The organism is Geminocystis sp., assembly GCF_041753295.1.
Taxonomy (GTDB): domain Bacteria; phylum Cyanobacteriota; class Cyanobacteriia; order Cyanobacteriales; family Cyanobacteriaceae; genus Geminocystis.
On sequence record NZ_JBGSUU010000125.1, the window covers coordinates 37,398 to 52,202 of the forward strand.

Here is a 14,805-nt window from a genome sequence, read left to right on the forward strand (position 1 = left end):
AAAACGGGAGGAAAACTCGATGTCAGTACGTTTATATGTCAAATTACCTAAAGCAGAATTAGAAAAAGAAGGCTTTGAAAAAATGTTCAGTGAATTTGAACCCTCTTTTACCACTAAACTAATTAAAGAACGTAAAAAAAATGAATGTCGTGGTTTTGGATTTGTTACCGTGCCCACCGATGAAAATGCTGACGAATTTATTAGTAAATATAACGAGCAAGTTTTTTATTACAATGGAGAACCTTTTAAAGACGAAAACGGTGCTGATTTTATCTTATTGATTGAAAAAGCATTACCACGGACTAAAGGAGAATCTGGGGAAACAGAGCAAGGAAATCAAGGGGAAAAAACCGATAATGTTGAAGCTAGTGACACTGAATCCACTGGGGAAAATATTGTTGCGGTGGAAGTAGAAACGGCTAAACCAACTCGCCGAGAAGCCCCTAAAAAAGCTAAAAAAGCTAAGAAAACTCCTAATAAAACTAAAACAGATAGAACTATCTCTGTATCTGATTCAGTACAACCAGATCCTCGTTGGGCAAATGAGTTAAGTAAACTTAAAGAAATGTTTGCTAGTCAAACAGCTAATTAATTTAAAAAATCTTTATCTTTAGATGCCTTGCTCTGTTTTTCGGAGTAGGGTTTTTTTGTGATAATTTATCTGTTTTGTTCAAAAAGAGAATCGACGACTTTCCTTGTTTCGTCTCGACTCTCTTTTTGGTTCACTCCCCACTGGTAATGAATATAAACCATGTTTTAATTTTTGTCAATACTTTAGTCAAAATTACTCTCAAAATGTTAGAATTAATACCATTCAAACCTTATCACTGCTTATGTTTAACCTTATTTTTTCCGAGCAGTTTTTAGAGCATAAAACTGGTAGGTATCATCCCGAATCACCTCAAAGGTTAGCAACTATTCAAGAAAAGCTATTAAATTCTTCTTTGAAGGATAAATTACAATGGCAAGAACCTACGGCTGTAAATGAAAGTAGTGCATTTTCATGGGTAGAAAAAATCCACCATGGCAATTATATTGAAAGAGTTAAAACCATAGCAAAAAGAGGGGGAGGGAAGTTAGATGAAGACACCCCTGTTTCTGCAAGAAGCTATGATGTGGCTTTACTAGCGGTTAGTGCGTGGCTAGATGGAGTTAATTTAGTTTTAAGGGAAAATCAACCTTGCTTCATTTTAGCACGTCCTCCCGGTCATCATGCCACCAGTAATACAGGTATGGGTTTTTGTTTATTTTCTAATGCTGCCATTGCGGCTAACTACGCTTTAACTCAAAAAGGTGTTAAAAAAGTTGCAATTTTAGATTGGGATGTACATCATGGGAATGGTACAGAAGAAATTATAGCTGATAATCCAAATATAATTTATTGTTCATTACATCAATATCCTTATTATCCGGGTACAGGAAAAGAAACAGATAAAGGTTATTATAATAATGTGTTAAATATTCCTTTATTAGCAGGAAGTACTATTAAAGAATATGAGTTATATTTTCAAGAAAAAGTGATTCCTTTTCTAAGCAAATTTGAACCTGATTTGTTAATAATTAGTGCTGGATATGATGCTAATCATGATGATTTTTTAGCAGGAGTTTCCTTATTTCCACAAGATTATTATACCTTAACTAAATATTGTTTAAAAGTAACAAAAAAAATTGTTTTTGGTTTAGAAGGAGGATACCATTTACAAGCCTTATCAGAATCTATTGAGCAAACTATTCTCGCTTGTTTATAATATAGGTAAGCATCAGGTTTTAAGTTTTATAGTAAAGATTAGCTTTTTTACTAATAAAGGTTTCATTTTTTATAAGCATACTCTTATTATTTAACAAAACTATCATCAAAGAGTAATTTTTCCGCATCATCACCTACACGGATGGTAATTTCAGAGTCAATATCTCCTGTAGAAGAAGATTCTAATTCACCAAAATTAAGAAGATTTTTTAAAGTTTTTGCAGACTCATAATCCCCTTTTTGGACAATTATTTTTGTCACGGAAGTGGGATAAGGAGAATTATTAGAAATATAAACATTTTGGTATTGATTTTCTTCTAAAAATAAGGCTAATTTTTTCGCTAATTCAGGATTAGATGTTGAGTTTTGAATGGCTATTTTAATATTTTGAGAAGATTCGTTATTTTCAGGTAAAGAAGATTCAGAAGTGAGGAATTTTTCAATTATTTGAGATTTATTTTCCTCAGAAATTAGCCAATAACTAAGGCTATATTCTGTAGGATAACTAGCTCTACCGGGTAACATTACCATCCGAATATCCTGTTTATCTAAACTTAAACTGTAAGCCACAAGACTAAAGATTTCTTCTTGGGTTAAATCTGAATCAACTTCTTGTTGTAATAATTTTAATCCTTGAGGAATTTTAAACATTGCTTGAGGAGATTGTAATTTTTCTCGCAATGCTTTTAAGAGTATTTGTTGTCTTTGAACTCTACCAATATCTCCTAGGTTATCATGACGGAAACGAGCAAATTGTTCAGCTTGATTACCATTTAAAGTTTGTTTTCCTTCCTTTAAATCAATATATAATCCCTGAGTTTTATCAGTATATCGCATATCCATAGGTACATAAACTTCAACACCGCCAATTAAATCTACCAAATCTTTAAAGGCGTTGGTGGTAACTCGAATATATTTATCAATGGTGATACCGTCTAAATTTCCTTCAATAACTTCTTTGGTAAAAGGAATACCACCTATGGCATTAGCACTATTAATTTTATCATAACTACCGTTAGGTAATCCTACACGACTATCTCTGGGGATGGAAAGAATTTTCAAGGAATGATCTTGAGGCTCGAAACGTACTAATAACATTGTATCACTACGTCCAGAAAAACGAGTTTCAGGATTTTGTTTACTATCAGCCACTTGATCAATACCCATCACTAAAATATTAACAGGTTCTTTTAATTGTTGCGCAAAAAGAGAACTTAAACCAAAATTTTTGAAGCCTTGGAGTTTTTCTAAAACTGGGTTAATTTCGATAGAAATTGGACTTTTTAAAGCAACAGTCATACCAATAAAACCAGAAATAGCGGCGGTGACAGTGAAACATCCACCCCAAATAAACCCTTGAAATAACGGTGATGATGGTTTTTTCGAGGTAGATTTTCTTTTGCCTTTAGAGTTATGAGATTGACTAGCGGATTTATTTTTCAATTTCACCATTAATTTATTCGGTTTTGATCTCTAATATTGATAGCATAATCTTTGATTAATTGTTTACTTATTATCTCTTTTATTGGAAAAAAAATTATGACAACAACATTTGTACCAGTTATTTTAGCTGGAGGAAAAGGTGAAAGATTTTGGCCTCTTAGCCGACTACACAATCCAAAACAGTTTCTTTGTCTCGATGGTAGCGGAAAAAGTTTATTGCAAAACACGGCTAATCGTTTATTATCTTTGGCTAATGGTTGGGAAAATTTGTTAGTTATTACTTCGGAGTTGTTAACTGAAGGAGTTAAACAACAATTACCTTTTTTACCCGTAGATAACATTTTAGTTGAGCCTATAGGTAAGGATACCGCACCTGCGGTTACATGGGCAAGTTTAGAGGTTAAATCTCGTTATGGTGAAGATGCTATTATCGGCTTTTTTCCTGCCGATCATTATATTGGTAATCAAAATGAATTTGAAAAAATAATTAACGCCTCCATCAATTTTGCCATGGCCAATGATGCTATTGTGACATTAGGCATTAAACCAGATTATCCTAGCACGGGTTATGGTTATATTGAGCAAGGAGAAGAAAAAGCACAAATTAATGATTTGCCAATATATAAAGTAAGTCGCTTTGCGGAAAAACCTAACGAAAAAACAGCCAAAGAATTTATCGCTACGGGTAGGTATAGTTGGAATAGTGGAATGTTTATTTTTAAGACAGAAATTGTTTTAAAGGAATTAGCTAATTATGCACCACAAATTTTAATTCCGTTACAGGAGAAAGGAAAATTAGCCTATGAAGATTTAGCCAAAATTAGCATCGATTATGCCTTAATGGAAAAAACTACCCTTGCTTATGTAATTCCTGCGGATTTTGGTTGGGATGATTTAGGGGATTGGAATGCCTTAGAAAGAATGTTAAAAACTGAAAATAGTAATGTGGTAATAGGAAATCATATCAGTCAAGACACAAAAAACTCCATTATTTATAATAACCAAAAAGAAGAAGTGATTATGACCATCGGTTTAGAAGATGTAGTGATAGTCAGAGAAGGGAATGCAACGTTAGTAGTTAATAAAAATAAAACTCAAGACATCAAAAAAGCCTTACAAATTTTACAACAAAAAAAAGATAGTCAAAATTTTCTGTAAATTAATCAAGAATAGGATAAGATTGTATCTCAAGTTAAAATCATATTAACTTAAAAACAAAGAGACTTCGATAATTGTGATAGAAACCTATAAGTATTAAAGCATTTAGGGATTATATACTTTAATAAAAATAACTAATAATCTTCGTTGTTTTTTGTCTGAATGCCTTTAAGAAACTAAACATACAATTAATTTTGCCTACTTACTCATTAAGTCTCTTATCTCTTTACAAACTCCTAACTTTTAACCAATGGATATATCCCCTATCTTTTTGACTATCACTGTTTTGATTGTTGCCTTAATTGCCTTTATCGCCGAATGGTTACCAGTGGATTTAACATCCTTATCCGTAGCGGTGGTATTGATGCTTTTAGGGTTAGTTTCTCCTAGTGAGGGAATTTCTGGCTTCGGTAATTCTGCCACTATCACCGTTATGGCGATGTTTATTCTTAGCGCTGGATTGACTAAAACTGGAATTTTAAATACTGTTAGGGATTGGTTAATAAAATTTGGAGGGAAAAATCCTAGTCAACAAATTTTTACTTTAGGAATGATTATTGGACCTATTAGTGCCTTTATTAATAATACCGCAGTGGTAGCGATTTTTTTACCCATTGTTGAGCAGTGGAGTAAACAAACAAAAATTTCTGTTTCTAAGTTATTAATTCCCATGTCTTTTTTAACCATATTAGGGGGATTAATTACTCTTTTAGGTACTTCTACAAACATTTTAGCTAGTGGTATTGCGGTACAATTAGGTTATAAAGAGTTTAGTATTTTTCAATTTACCGCTTTAGGAATCCCCGTATTTCTAATTGGTTTAACCTATATTTCTTTAGCCGCACCTAAAATCTTACCATCAAGAAAACCTGCAGGAGGAGAGTCTTTAAGTGAGGATTATGAATTAAAAGAATATGTTAGTGAGATGATTATTCCTCCTAAATCTAGCCTAATTGGGCAAACTTTACGCAGTAGTGAGATTCAACGAAAATTTGACTTAGATATTTTAGAAATTATCCGTAATGATGAGCATTTTCCACCCCCTTTAGCTGATAAAGTTTTAGCATTAGGGGATATTTTATTAGTAAGAGGAAGTCGTAATAATTTACTTAATATTAAGGATGAAAGAGGAGTAGAAATATTAGCTGATTTTAAATTTAATTCTACTAATTTAGAAAAAGAAAATAATAATGAGGAAGAAAAAATTGCAGAAGTTTTAATATTATCTAATTCTCGTTTAATTGGTGCAACTTTAAAAGATTTACGCTTCCGTCAACGCTATAACTGTACAGTTTTAGCCATTAGAAGAGGGCAAGAGTTAATTAGGGAAAGATTAGGAAAAGTTACTTTAAAATTCGGTGATTTATTATTAATTCAAGCACCAAAAGAGAGTTTTATTGGTTTACAAACTACCAGAGAATTATTAGTTTTAGAAGAAAAAAATAGAGAAGGTTTAAGACAAGATAAAGCTTTAATTTCTTTAACTATTATTATGGGGGTAATTTTAATTTCTGCTTTGGATATTATTCCCATTTTAAGCGCTAGTTTAACAGGAGTTATCTTAATGGTAATTACTGGTTGTCTCAAACCCGGAGAAATTTATGGCACAGTGAGATGGGATATTATCTTTTTATTAGCAGGATTAATCCCCCTAGGAGTAGCTATGGATAATTCAGGCACAAATCAATGGTTAGTTGATAAATTATTAGTAGTCGGTGGTAATTTGTCAGGGTATTGGATTTTAGTATTACTTTATTTTGCTACTTCTATGTTGACGGAAGTTTTATCTAACAATGCAGCAGTGGTTTTAATGATTCCTATTGCTGTTAAAATAGCAGAAAGTATGGGTTATGATGCTTTATCTTTTATGTATGTAGTAACTTTTGCCGCTTCTAATAGTTATTTAGCACCAATCGGCTATCAAACAAATACAATGGTATATGCCCCTGGTGGTTATAAATTTTTAGACTATACTCGTCTTGGCTTACCTTTGACTATAACTTTAACTCTAATAGTGCCTTTATTAATTATGAAAATTTATGGAATTTAAAATAATTAGGTATCAGGCTTCAGGTGTTAGGAATTAGAAAGGAAACGGGAATTAGAAAGAAATAAGGAATGCAAATAATAACTAATTGTCAATAATATAAAAGCGTTTTTTATCTTCATCAAAAAAGATACCATATTCTATAAGTTGATCACCTTTTGCTTTTAAAAAACTATCATAACCAGAGTATTTTATATAATCAGTTTTTTTTAGTCTTTGCCATACTTCTTGACGAGGTAAATAAACCTTTTTACTAATTTCTTCTTGTGATATATTTACAGATATTTGTGGGGATAAAGTATTAAGATTATGTTGAGAAGAAAAAGAATGATTTGTTGGTGTTAATTGGCACTCTAATTTTTCGATTCTATCTAGGATTGGTTGTAGAGATTTATTAATGAGAATACTTATCTTATCTTCAAAATTAACTACCTCTTTTTCATGAATTAGATTATCAAGAATAACTTGATTATTTTCTAGGCAAGAATCAATTAATTTTTCAATAACAACTAAATAATTAACTTCATTTTTTACACACCATTCTTGAAATTTAACCAGTTTTTTTGAATTAATTTTGAGAGATTCTAAATCAGATTCTAAATCGTTATTATTGTTAGACATAAGCCGAAATCTATCTAAATATAGCAATCCTATTTGCTTACCTGAAACCTGAAACCTGAAACCTGAAACCTGAAACCTGAAACCTAATAGCTAACCTTTATTTATTTGCTCAACTAAATGAGTTAATTCTGGTATAATTAGTTTCTCTAAACCTAGTTTAACTGCATTTTGAGAGCCGGGTAAAGAAAAGACTATTTTACCATTATACAACCCGGCTGTTGCTCTTGATGCTATGGCTCTTGAGGATATTTCTTGATAGCTTAAATAACGGAAAATTTCCCCGAAACCATATAAGGTTTTTTCTAACATTTCACTAATTATATCATAGGTATTATCCCTTAAAGAAATACCAGTACCCCCTGAAAAAATAATGACGTTTAATGCTTTATTAGAAGCTAAATTTACCAATAAAGATTTTATCTGAAATGACTCATCTTTGATAATTTCATAATGAATAATTTTATGATTAGCATTAATCAACATTTTTTGGGCAATTTTACCACTCATATCTGTTTCAAAAGTGCGAGTATCGCTGACGGTAATAACAGCACAATTAACACTATTTATCTGAGAATATTGATGAGGAATAGGCATGACACTAGACAATAAAAAATTCGAGAAAATTTAGTCACTTTTATAATTTTATAAATAATTTATGACAGTTATATGTTAAAAATGAGAACAGGGTAAAATGATGAAAAATGTTAATTGTTAATTGTCAATTATGAATTATTAATTACTATTCAGATTTAGTAAAATCTAAGTCTTTTTCTTCAGCGTAGCGCTCCATAAAACGCATAAATCTATCCCATTCTTGAGGAGATTTCATTAAATAAATTGCTTCTATAGCTTTAGGTTCACCATTGATAAATTTACATTTTACCTCACGAGTGATCAATTCTCCTTCTTCATCGGTCAAATACATTCCTGTAACTTCTTGAGTGTTACCGCCGTCTAGTATTTTTGAACTTTCAAAACGAAATGTTGCAGTACCATTGCTACCGTCACGAGAACGAGTTAACTTAACATCAGGGATAGATTCTTCTACTATGCCTTTGGCAAATTCAATTTTAGCCATTAATGATATTTCCTATGATTTTGATTAAACTATAACTTTACTTATTTTCTCATAACAGTGAGTAATCAAAGTTAAAATTTGAGAATTAAAACAATAGTTACTTGTTAACTAATTATATAACCAATTAGTAATGCTAGAAGTAGAAGTACATTTAGAATTTAAAAAATTTTTGCGTCAGAAACCAAATTGGGATTGGATACATAATTTAACCATGGCGAGAATAGTTGCTCGTGGGATAAGATTAAGAAAATCAACAATTATTCAAACTGGGGTAAATTATCTACAGTATTATCCTAGTTATTTAACTCCTGTTTTATTGTCTTCTGTTTCGGTTGTTATCGTTGTAAAAAAAGAAATTCAATCAATATTAGTTAAAGAAAAAATACCTATCTTACAACAATGGCTAAATACAACAAAAATTGTTACTACTGAGTATCAACAAAATCTCGCTAAAAAATCTATTTTATATGTTATTAGTTATGATGATTGGTTAAATTTAGTTACTAATAATTTATTCGATAATGACATCATTACTATTATTGATGAAGCAGAAAATTTACCTGATATAATTACTCAATATTTGACTCAAGAAATAACTTTTCAAGACTGGTATAGTTTACAGTTATTGTTTCCCCAATATCAAAATATTATTCGAGAAAATTTAGCAAAATTAACTAAATCAATTTATAGCCATCCTAACAATCCTTATAATAGTTATTTGCTAGAGGAGGAGGAAATTATTATTATTGATAATTTATATAATGTCTTTCATCAACAAATAGAAAATAGCGAAATCTGCCAAAAATTTATAAATCTCAAACTATTTTTAGCTCAAAATGATAAGTATATTAATTATTTTACTACCAATAGAGAAAAAGGTTCTTTTAGTCTCAAATCCTCCCCTTTAGAGTTAAAATCTTTAATTAGTAATATTTGGGAGAATAAACCTTTAATTTTATTATCTAATTATTTAGAACAAAAAAAATATCCTATAGATTATTGTGAATATTTAGGATTAAAATTAGATACTTTTACTTGTTTAAAATTTTCTTTTGATATACAAAGTCAACATCTTAAACTTTATATTCCTCATAACTTTCCTTTCCCTAATAATCCAGAGTTTCAAAGTAGAGTTACTCAAGAAATTTTAGCTTTAGTTAGCAGCATAAAAATTAATCATCATCCCATTATTGTTATTATTGATGATGTACCTTTACAAGGGCAAATTACTTCTAATTTAGCCGCTTATTTCGGCTCAAGAGTGCAGTTAAATTCTTTAAATATCGGAAAAAATAGTATTCTTGTTTGTGATATAAAATTTTGGTTAAATTATCAATCTAAATTACTAACACCAATATTATTAATCTTTGCGACTTTACCAATTCCACCCTTAGAAAATCCTCTAATTTCCGCACAAGTTACTCATTATAAAAATCAGAAGAAAGATTGGTTTCGTTTTTATTTATTACCATCTGCTATTAAACTTTTACAACAAGCAACTATTTCTATTCGAAAAAATCAAGGAGTTATAGCATTATTAGATAATCGAGTTAATTATCGTAGTTATGGTGTTAATATTTTACAATCTTTAGAGCCTTATGCTAAAATTAATTATCTTGATTTAGACTGGGTGAATCATTCTTAGAAATTAGTAATTTAAAATAAATTATCAATTATCAATTATTCTTAATGATTATTAAAATTGTCGGTATTGGCTTAGATGGTAAAAAAAGTTTAACTGATTCTGTCTTAGAAATTATTAATCAAGCTACGGTTTTAATCGGTGGCGATCGCCATTTAAAATACTTTAGTAATCATAGAGCAAAAAAGAAAGTAATTAATAACTTAGACACAGTAATTAATGAGATAAAAAAATATCAAAAAAAAGGAGAAAATATAGTAATATTAGCTACAGGAGATCCTTTATTTTTTGGAATTGGTAGAATATTATTAAATAACTTTTTATGGGAAGAATTAGAATTTTATCCCCATAGTAGTTGTGTGCAATTAGCTTTTAATAAATTAAAAATACCTTGGCAAGATGCAAAATTTATTAGTCTTCATGGAAGAGAAATTGACTTATTAATCAAGGAATTAAAAAAAAGTTATGAAAAACTAGCTATATTAACAGATAAAGAAAATAATCCTTTAGTTATTTGGCAAATATATCAACAACTAAAGTCATCAATTAATTATGATTTTTGGTTATGTGAAAATTTAGGAAGTCAAGAAGAAAAAATAACAAAAATAGAAAAAGAAGACACTATTAAGTTAAACCTTATCTCCCCTTTAAATATGGTGGTTTTAGTGAGAAAAGAAATTAATAATTTTACTCTAGATTTAGAAAAATTACCGTTAATAGGATTATGTGATAAACTCTTTAAAACTTTTCCAGATCAAGAGGGATTAATAACCAAAAAAGAGGTAAGATTAATGATATTAGGAGCATTAGCTTTACAAGAAAAACAAATAATTTGGGATATTGGAGCTGGTACTGGTAGTGTATCAATAGAAATAGCTAGATTGATAAATAGTAGTAAAATTTATGCTATAGAAAAAACAACTATGGGAGTGACTTTAATTAAAGAAAATTGTCAAAGATTCCAAGTAAATAATATACAAGTGATTCATGATTATGCTGAAAAAATAATTAATAATTTACCTAATCCTCATCGTATTTTTATTGGTGGTAATGGAGGTAATTTAACAAATTTATTAGAGATAATTAAAACTAAAATAAATGATGAAGGAAAAATAGTGATTGCTTTAGCTACCATAGAAAACTTAAACGAAGCCTTGCAATGGTTTAAAAAAAATAACTGGCATTATGAGATTATTAATTTACAAATATCGAAGTCTTTAGCTATCGGTAAAAATACTCGTTTAAATCCTCTTAATCCCGTTAATATTATCACAGCAAATCCATTAATAAGTCGAGAAAAATAACTAACTATTCTCTGTACTGAATTAAGATATACTAATCATAATAAATAAGGAAAAAAATTATTATAAATGATATGTTAGAAAACCAAGAATTACCAGAAATTTTAGCATCCCGTTTATTTTTTCAAGGGAAAAAGTTTCAATTTGAAGTCAATAAATTAAGATTACCTAATGGAGTGGAAGGTGAATGGGAATGTATTCCTCACCCCGGAGGTGCTTTAGCAGTACCTGTTACCAATGATGGACAATTAGTGTTAGTGCGTCAATACCGTTTTGCGGTAAAAAATCGATTATTAGAATTTCCAGCTGGTACGATTGAACTAGGAGAAGAGCCAGAAATAACAATAAAAAGAGAAATTGAGGAAGAAACAGGTTATTGTGCCAATAAATGGCGTAATTTAGGAAAATTTGCCCTTGCACCAGGATATTCTGATGAGTATATTTATGTCTTCCTTGCCCAAGAGTTAGAAAAGTTACCTAATCCACGGAAACAAGATGATGATGAGGATATTGAAGTGGTGTTGATGAGTCCTTCAGAGTTTGAAAAATTAGCGATGACTGGTAATGAAATTGATGCTAAAACTATCAGTAGTTATTTTTTAGCCCGTCCTTTTCTGTTATAATTTTTCTAAAATCGGGTTATTATGTCCAAAATTACTCAAATAAAGATAAATCATCTTAAAATTATTGAAAAAAATTAAGTCATAAAAAATAAAAAATGAGCATTAATTATCAACCTAAAGTTATCTTTTTAGATGCGGTAGGTACAATTTTTGGAGTAAAAAATAGTGTTGGTGATATTTATACTAAACTAGCAAAAAAGTATGGAGTAAATCGGGAAGCAGAAATAATTAATCATTATTTTTATCAAGCCTTTAAAAATTCTTCTCCCCTTGCTTTTGAGGAAGAAAATGAGGAAAAAATTAAAGATTTAGAATTTCAATGGTGGCAAAATGTGACTTATAACACTTTCCATCAAAATGAGACTATTAATGATTTTACTGATTTTAATACCTTTTTCATCGAACTTTATAACTACTTTAAAACCAGTCAACCTTGGGTTATTTATGATGATGTTATACCTAGTTTAAATCAATGGCAAAAACAAGGAATTGAGTTAGGAATTATCTCTAATTTTGATACTCGAATTTATGATGTTTTAGATAACTTAAATTTAAGACAATATTTTCAAACAATCACTATTTCTTCTTTAACAGGAGTTGCTAAACCAGAGGATAAAATTTTTTTGACAGCCTTAGCACAACATAACTGTCAACCTGAAAATGCTTGGTATATTGGCGATAGTGTGAAAGAAGATTATTGGGGGGGAAAATCTGTGGGAATGCAATGTTTTTGGCTAAATCGAAAAAAAGTAACGAATTAGAAGAAATAGAGAGGAAAAAAAATAGAAAGAAGAAATAGAGAGGAAAAAAAGAGAAGAAAAAAATAAGTGTTAACCTAAGTAGGTAAACAAGATTAATTATATATTTACTTGATGAAAGGCAAAAGGCAAGGAAAATTATGAGTTATTTTCATTAATTTTAAATATATAATTCCTAAATTCTTTAATACTTAAGACGCATTTTACTTAAATTAAACATTAAAAATATCCATTAAAGTCGATAAAACTTACCTTGATGATGGATAACAAATAATTCCTCACTCTTTATCTTTAAGGTAAAATGTAAGTTAAGATAAAAAGGATAAAATTACCATGCAAGATGGAGTAATATTGATTCGATGGATAGTATCACTTATTTAGTTATTAATACTATAACTAATTTTATTCAATTATATTTAATACTAATATTTGCCAGAATTCTTTTAAGTTGGTTTCAAACTACTGAATGGGCAGGTAACATAATTTCATTTTTAGCACCGATTACAGATCCTTATCTTAATATATTTCGTTCTTTTATACCACCATTAGGGGGTATTGATTTTTCCGCAATTTTAGCTATTTTTGTTTTACAGTTAATTCCTCAATTATTAAATTCCATTGTGGGAGTAATTTAGAAAGTGGGATAAACTTTGCTAGAAAAACCTGTTGCTTTAAATTGTTTTAATTGTAAAGGAGTGGGTTGATTTGATGGTACACTAATTCTCAACTCAAACTCACTCATTCCTATAGGTACTTGTTCTAATGCACCTAGTCTGCTACGATTTTGTAAAACTGGTTCATTATTAGCATCGTAAATTCTACCAAAAACATCAGCATCGTAGAGAATTTTTCCTGATGTATTGTTAGTCTTTCCTGTAATTAAATAACAAGTTGCCGGTAAGGCGCTTCCTCCACTGGTAACACTTCCTTCTCCTACTCCTATAGGACATTCTTTGTAGTTTATATCTGTAACTTTTATTTGCACAAGTGCTTCAGCAGGAGGAGAAAAAATCCCAGTAGTGAGAAAAAAGAAGATTGAGATAATAATAATAGCAAAAAGGCGACGAAACATAATTTTTATCTAATTAATTAAATATACAAGTTGTTGATGTTTATTTTACTCGTCAATTGTCTTTTTTTCTCTATTTTAAATCTAATAAACCATCTTCTTTCAATTTTGGATTGAAGCGAATTTCCATGGTTACTTTTCGATTTTCTAATTTTTGTTTGACTTTTTCTTCTAACCTTCTGGCTATTTTTTTGAGAAATTTAATTTTGCCTAATTCATCATTTTTTTGATATTCAATTTTATCTTCTTCTGTCATTGTCAATTTAGCATCAATGGGTTGTATCCATAAATTTTCTTCTTCATTATTTCCTTTTGGTAAATTAATATTTTCTGTTAACCAGTTACTCCGAATTTCCTCTAAAATAGTCCGACTGGGGTGCGGGGTGAGATAAAATTTTAACCAATAGCATTTATCGGGTTGTCTCACTAAATGTTGTTTTAAACTCATGAATAAGTTACGAGAATAACCAACATATTCTAATATTTTATCTTCATTGAAAATAGCATAAATTCCAATTTTACCTTCTAATTCAGGATTTATAACTCCTTTTTCTTCTATATAAGAAACAAAGTTTAAATCTTTAAGTAAAATTTTGAGAGAAGAATCAGACATTTTTTAATAATTGATAATGGAGAAAATCTTTATAATTCTTAATCCTTAATTCCTAATTCTTTATTCTTTATTTACCAATTTTTGATGCCATACTTTTAAAACCGTCTAAACTAGGGCCAGGACGACGATGAGATTGTGGTACGCTATTACTAACATATTTACCCGCAAAATTTTCTGCTTCAGAAGTGGAAGTATTATTACTTTGATGGGAATAATTTTTGATAGCTTTTACCCACTCTGGTGTATCGTCACTGATATTAACTTGAGGTTTAATCGTTGTTGTGACTATGGCTTCTTTTTCTTCGGTAGTTGCTATTTCTGAAGTAGAATTTACTACTGTTGAGGAAGATTCACTGTCAGTTTTTGTTTCAATTTCTAAAAAATAAGTTTCTTTTTTCTTGCCAAAAAATTTATTTAATACCATGTTTCTCCTTTGAGTTGATTTTAAAATTTATGTTTAGTTTTTAGCAGTATATCATTTTTAATATGACTTTCTCTCAAGAATATATCAGAATTTGTGTCATTATTTTTGATTTTTTTTCTCATTTCCCTAAGAATAAATACTTAGCGGTACTTAAACAAAAATTATGCCCAAACAAAGCCCAAACTTGCTTTATAATTAGTAAATACCTCAATATTATCTTTTAACCATTGAAAAAAGCGAAAAGATATGGCGGTGCGAAACGCTTCTAAGGCTTCACCAAA

The 14,805-nt window shown here is 29.7% G+C and carries 16 protein-coding genes; 9 read left to right on the forward strand and 7 right to left on the reverse strand.

The window, feature by feature from the left end; translation table 11 throughout:
* The first annotated feature begins 19 nt into the window (after positions 1–19).
* Both ACEW8E_RS15710 and ACEW8E_RS15715 read left to right on the forward strand, forming a co-directional pair.
* Positions 20–592: an RNA-binding protein gene (locus tag ACEW8E_RS15710; RefSeq protein ID WP_373481300.1), complete on the forward strand. Its 573-nt coding sequence runs from the start codon at positions 20–22 to the stop codon at positions 590–592.
* Positions 593–833: 241 nt separating this feature from the next.
* Positions 834–1,748: a histone deacetylase gene (locus ACEW8E_RS15715; protein ID WP_373481301.1), complete on the forward strand. Its 915-nt coding sequence runs from the start codon at positions 834–836 to the stop codon at positions 1,746–1,748.
* A gap of 86 nt (positions 1,749–1,834) precedes the next feature.
* Here ACEW8E_RS15715 and ACEW8E_RS15720 read toward each other — a convergent pair whose 3' ends face one another.
* Positions 1,835–3,199, reverse strand: coding sequence for an LCP family protein (locus ACEW8E_RS15720; RefSeq protein WP_373481302.1), 1,365 nt, complete (start codon positions 3,197–3,199; stop codon positions 1,835–1,837).
* An 87-nt stretch (positions 3,200–3,286) separates the two neighbouring features.
* Here ACEW8E_RS15720 and ACEW8E_RS15725 point away from each other — a divergent pair, with 87 nt between their 5' ends.
* Together ACEW8E_RS15725 and ACEW8E_RS15730 are read left to right on the forward strand one after the other, a co-directional pair.
* A complete protein-coding gene (locus ACEW8E_RS15725) occupies positions 3,287–4,348 on the forward strand; it encodes a mannose-1-phosphate guanylyltransferase (protein WP_373481303.1) in 1,062 nt (353 codons plus the stop codon).
* Between the two features lie 250 nt (positions 4,349–4,598).
* Positions 4,599–6,398 (forward strand): SLC13 family permease, encoded by a 1,800-nt coding sequence (locus tag ACEW8E_RS15730; RefSeq protein ID WP_373481304.1) that lies wholly within the window; start codon positions 4,599–4,601, stop codon positions 6,396–6,398.
* Positions 6,399–6,479: 81 nt separating this feature from the next.
* On the opposite strand, the gene ACEW8E_RS15735 is transcribed toward ACEW8E_RS15730, so the two are convergent.
* From ACEW8E_RS15735 to psb28, 3 genes are all read right to left on the reverse strand, one after another.
* On the reverse strand, positions 6,480–7,016 hold the full coding sequence (locus ACEW8E_RS15735; RefSeq protein WP_373481305.1) for a hypothetical protein: 537 nt from the start codon (positions 7,014–7,016) through the stop codon (positions 6,480–6,482).
* Between the two features lie 90 nt (positions 7,017–7,106).
* Positions 7,107–7,610 carry a molybdenum cofactor biosynthesis protein B gene (locus ACEW8E_RS15740; protein ID WP_373481306.1) on the reverse strand — a complete coding sequence of 168 codons (504 nt, stop codon included), beginning with the start codon at positions 7,608–7,610 and terminating at the stop codon, positions 7,107–7,109.
* 145 nt (positions 7,611–7,755) lie between these two features.
* Complete coding sequence (gene psb28, locus ACEW8E_RS15745; protein WP_373481307.1) at positions 7,756–8,094, reverse strand: photosystem II reaction center protein Psb28; 339 nt, start codon at positions 8,092–8,094, stop codon at positions 7,756–7,758.
* A 130-nt stretch (positions 8,095–8,224) separates the two neighbouring features.
* On the opposite strand from psb28, the gene ACEW8E_RS15750 reads away from it, so the two are divergent.
* The 5 genes from ACEW8E_RS15750 to ACEW8E_RS15770 all read left to right on the forward strand — a co-directional run bounded on the left by ACEW8E_RS15750 (position 8,225) and on the right by ACEW8E_RS15770 (position 13,053).
* Positions 8,225–9,739: a helicase C-terminal domain-containing protein gene (locus ACEW8E_RS15750; RefSeq protein ID WP_373481308.1), complete on the forward strand. Its 1,515-nt coding sequence runs from the start codon at positions 8,225–8,227 to the stop codon at positions 9,737–9,739.
* 44 nt (positions 9,740–9,783) lie between these two features.
* Positions 9,784–11,040 (forward strand): precorrin-6y C5,15-methyltransferase (decarboxylating) subunit CbiE, encoded by a 1,257-nt coding sequence (gene cbiE, locus ACEW8E_RS15755; protein WP_373481309.1) that lies wholly within the window; start codon positions 9,784–9,786, stop codon positions 11,038–11,040.
* 71 nt (positions 11,041–11,111) lie between these two features.
* The gene (locus ACEW8E_RS15760; RefSeq protein WP_373481310.1) at positions 11,112–11,660 is read left to right on the forward strand and encodes an NUDIX hydrolase; all 549 of its coding nucleotides are present in this window, start codon (positions 11,112–11,114) and stop codon (positions 11,658–11,660) included.
* Between the two features lie 95 nt (positions 11,661–11,755).
* Positions 11,756–12,421 carry an HAD-IA family hydrolase gene (locus tag ACEW8E_RS15765; RefSeq protein ID WP_373481311.1) on the forward strand — a complete coding sequence of 222 codons (666 nt, stop codon included), beginning with the start codon at positions 11,756–11,758 and terminating at the stop codon, positions 12,419–12,421.
* Positions 12,422–12,777: 356 nt separating this feature from the next.
* Positions 12,778–13,053, forward strand: a complete 276-nt coding sequence (locus tag ACEW8E_RS15770) for a YggT family protein (RefSeq protein ID WP_373481312.1) — start codon at positions 12,778–12,780, stop codon at positions 13,051–13,053.
* Here ACEW8E_RS15770 and ACEW8E_RS15775 read toward each other — a convergent pair.
* From ACEW8E_RS15775 to ACEW8E_RS15785, 3 genes are all read right to left on the reverse strand, one after another.
* Positions 13,050–13,490, reverse strand: a complete 441-nt coding sequence (locus ACEW8E_RS15775; protein WP_373481313.1) for a hypothetical protein — start codon at positions 13,488–13,490, stop codon at positions 13,050–13,052. The two genes, ACEW8E_RS15770 and ACEW8E_RS15775, sit on opposite strands and share 4 nt — an antisense overlap.
* Positions 13,491–13,560: 70 nt before the next feature.
* Positions 13,561–14,100 (reverse strand): GIY-YIG nuclease family protein, encoded by a 540-nt coding sequence (locus ACEW8E_RS15780; RefSeq protein ID WP_373481314.1) that lies wholly within the window; start codon positions 14,098–14,100, stop codon positions 13,561–13,563.
* Positions 14,101–14,167: 67 nt separating this feature from the next.
* Complete coding sequence (locus ACEW8E_RS15785; protein ID WP_373481315.1) at positions 14,168–14,524, reverse strand: hypothetical protein; 357 nt, start codon at positions 14,522–14,524, stop codon at positions 14,168–14,170.
* Positions 14,525–14,805: the final 281 nt, after the last annotated feature.

Coding starts and splice junctions, on each gene's coding strand:
- ACEW8E_RS15710 (WP_373481300.1), top strand. CDS start 20: ATGTCAGTACGTTTATATGTCAAATTACCTAAAGCAGAATTAGAAAAA.
- ACEW8E_RS15715 (WP_373481301.1), top strand. CDS start 834: ATGTTTAACCTTATTTTTTCCGAGCAGTTTTTAGAGCATAAAACTGGT.
- ACEW8E_RS15720 (WP_373481302.1), bottom strand. CDS start 3,199: ATGGTGAAATTGAAAAATAAATCCGCTAGTCAATCTCATAACTCTAAA.
- ACEW8E_RS15725 (WP_373481303.1), top strand. CDS start 3,287: ATGACAACAACATTTGTACCAGTTATTTTAGCTGGAGGAAAAGGTGAA.
- ACEW8E_RS15730 (WP_373481304.1), top strand. CDS start 4,599: ATGGATATATCCCCTATCTTTTTGACTATCACTGTTTTGATTGTTGCC.
- ACEW8E_RS15735 (WP_373481305.1), bottom strand. CDS start 7,016: ATGTCTAACAATAATAACGATTTAGAATCTGATTTAGAATCTCTCAAA.
- ACEW8E_RS15740 (WP_373481306.1), bottom strand. CDS start 7,610: ATGCCTATTCCTCATCAATATTCTCAGATAAATAGTGTTAATTGTGCT.
- psb28 (WP_373481307.1), bottom strand. CDS start 8,094: ATGGCTAAAATTGAATTTGCCAAAGGCATAGTAGAAGAATCTATCCCT.
- ACEW8E_RS15750 (WP_373481308.1), top strand. CDS start 8,225: ATGCTAGAAGTAGAAGTACATTTAGAATTTAAAAAATTTTTGCGTCAG.
- cbiE (WP_373481309.1), top strand. CDS start 9,784: ATGATTATTAAAATTGTCGGTATTGGCTTAGATGGTAAAAAAAGTTTA.
- ACEW8E_RS15760 (WP_373481310.1), top strand. CDS start 11,112: ATGTTAGAAAACCAAGAATTACCAGAAATTTTAGCATCCCGTTTATTT.
- ACEW8E_RS15765 (WP_373481311.1), top strand. CDS start 11,756: ATGAGCATTAATTATCAACCTAAAGTTATCTTTTTAGATGCGGTAGGT.
- ACEW8E_RS15770 (WP_373481312.1), top strand. CDS start 12,778: ATGGATAGTATCACTTATTTAGTTATTAATACTATAACTAATTTTATT.
- ACEW8E_RS15775 (WP_373481313.1), bottom strand. CDS start 13,490: ATGTTTCGTCGCCTTTTTGCTATTATTATTATCTCAATCTTCTTTTTT.
- ACEW8E_RS15780 (WP_373481314.1), bottom strand. CDS start 14,100: ATGTCTGATTCTTCTCTCAAAATTTTACTTAAAGATTTAAACTTTGTT.
- ACEW8E_RS15785 (WP_373481315.1), bottom strand. CDS start 14,524: ATGGTATTAAATAAATTTTTTGGCAAGAAAAAAGAAACTTATTTTTTA.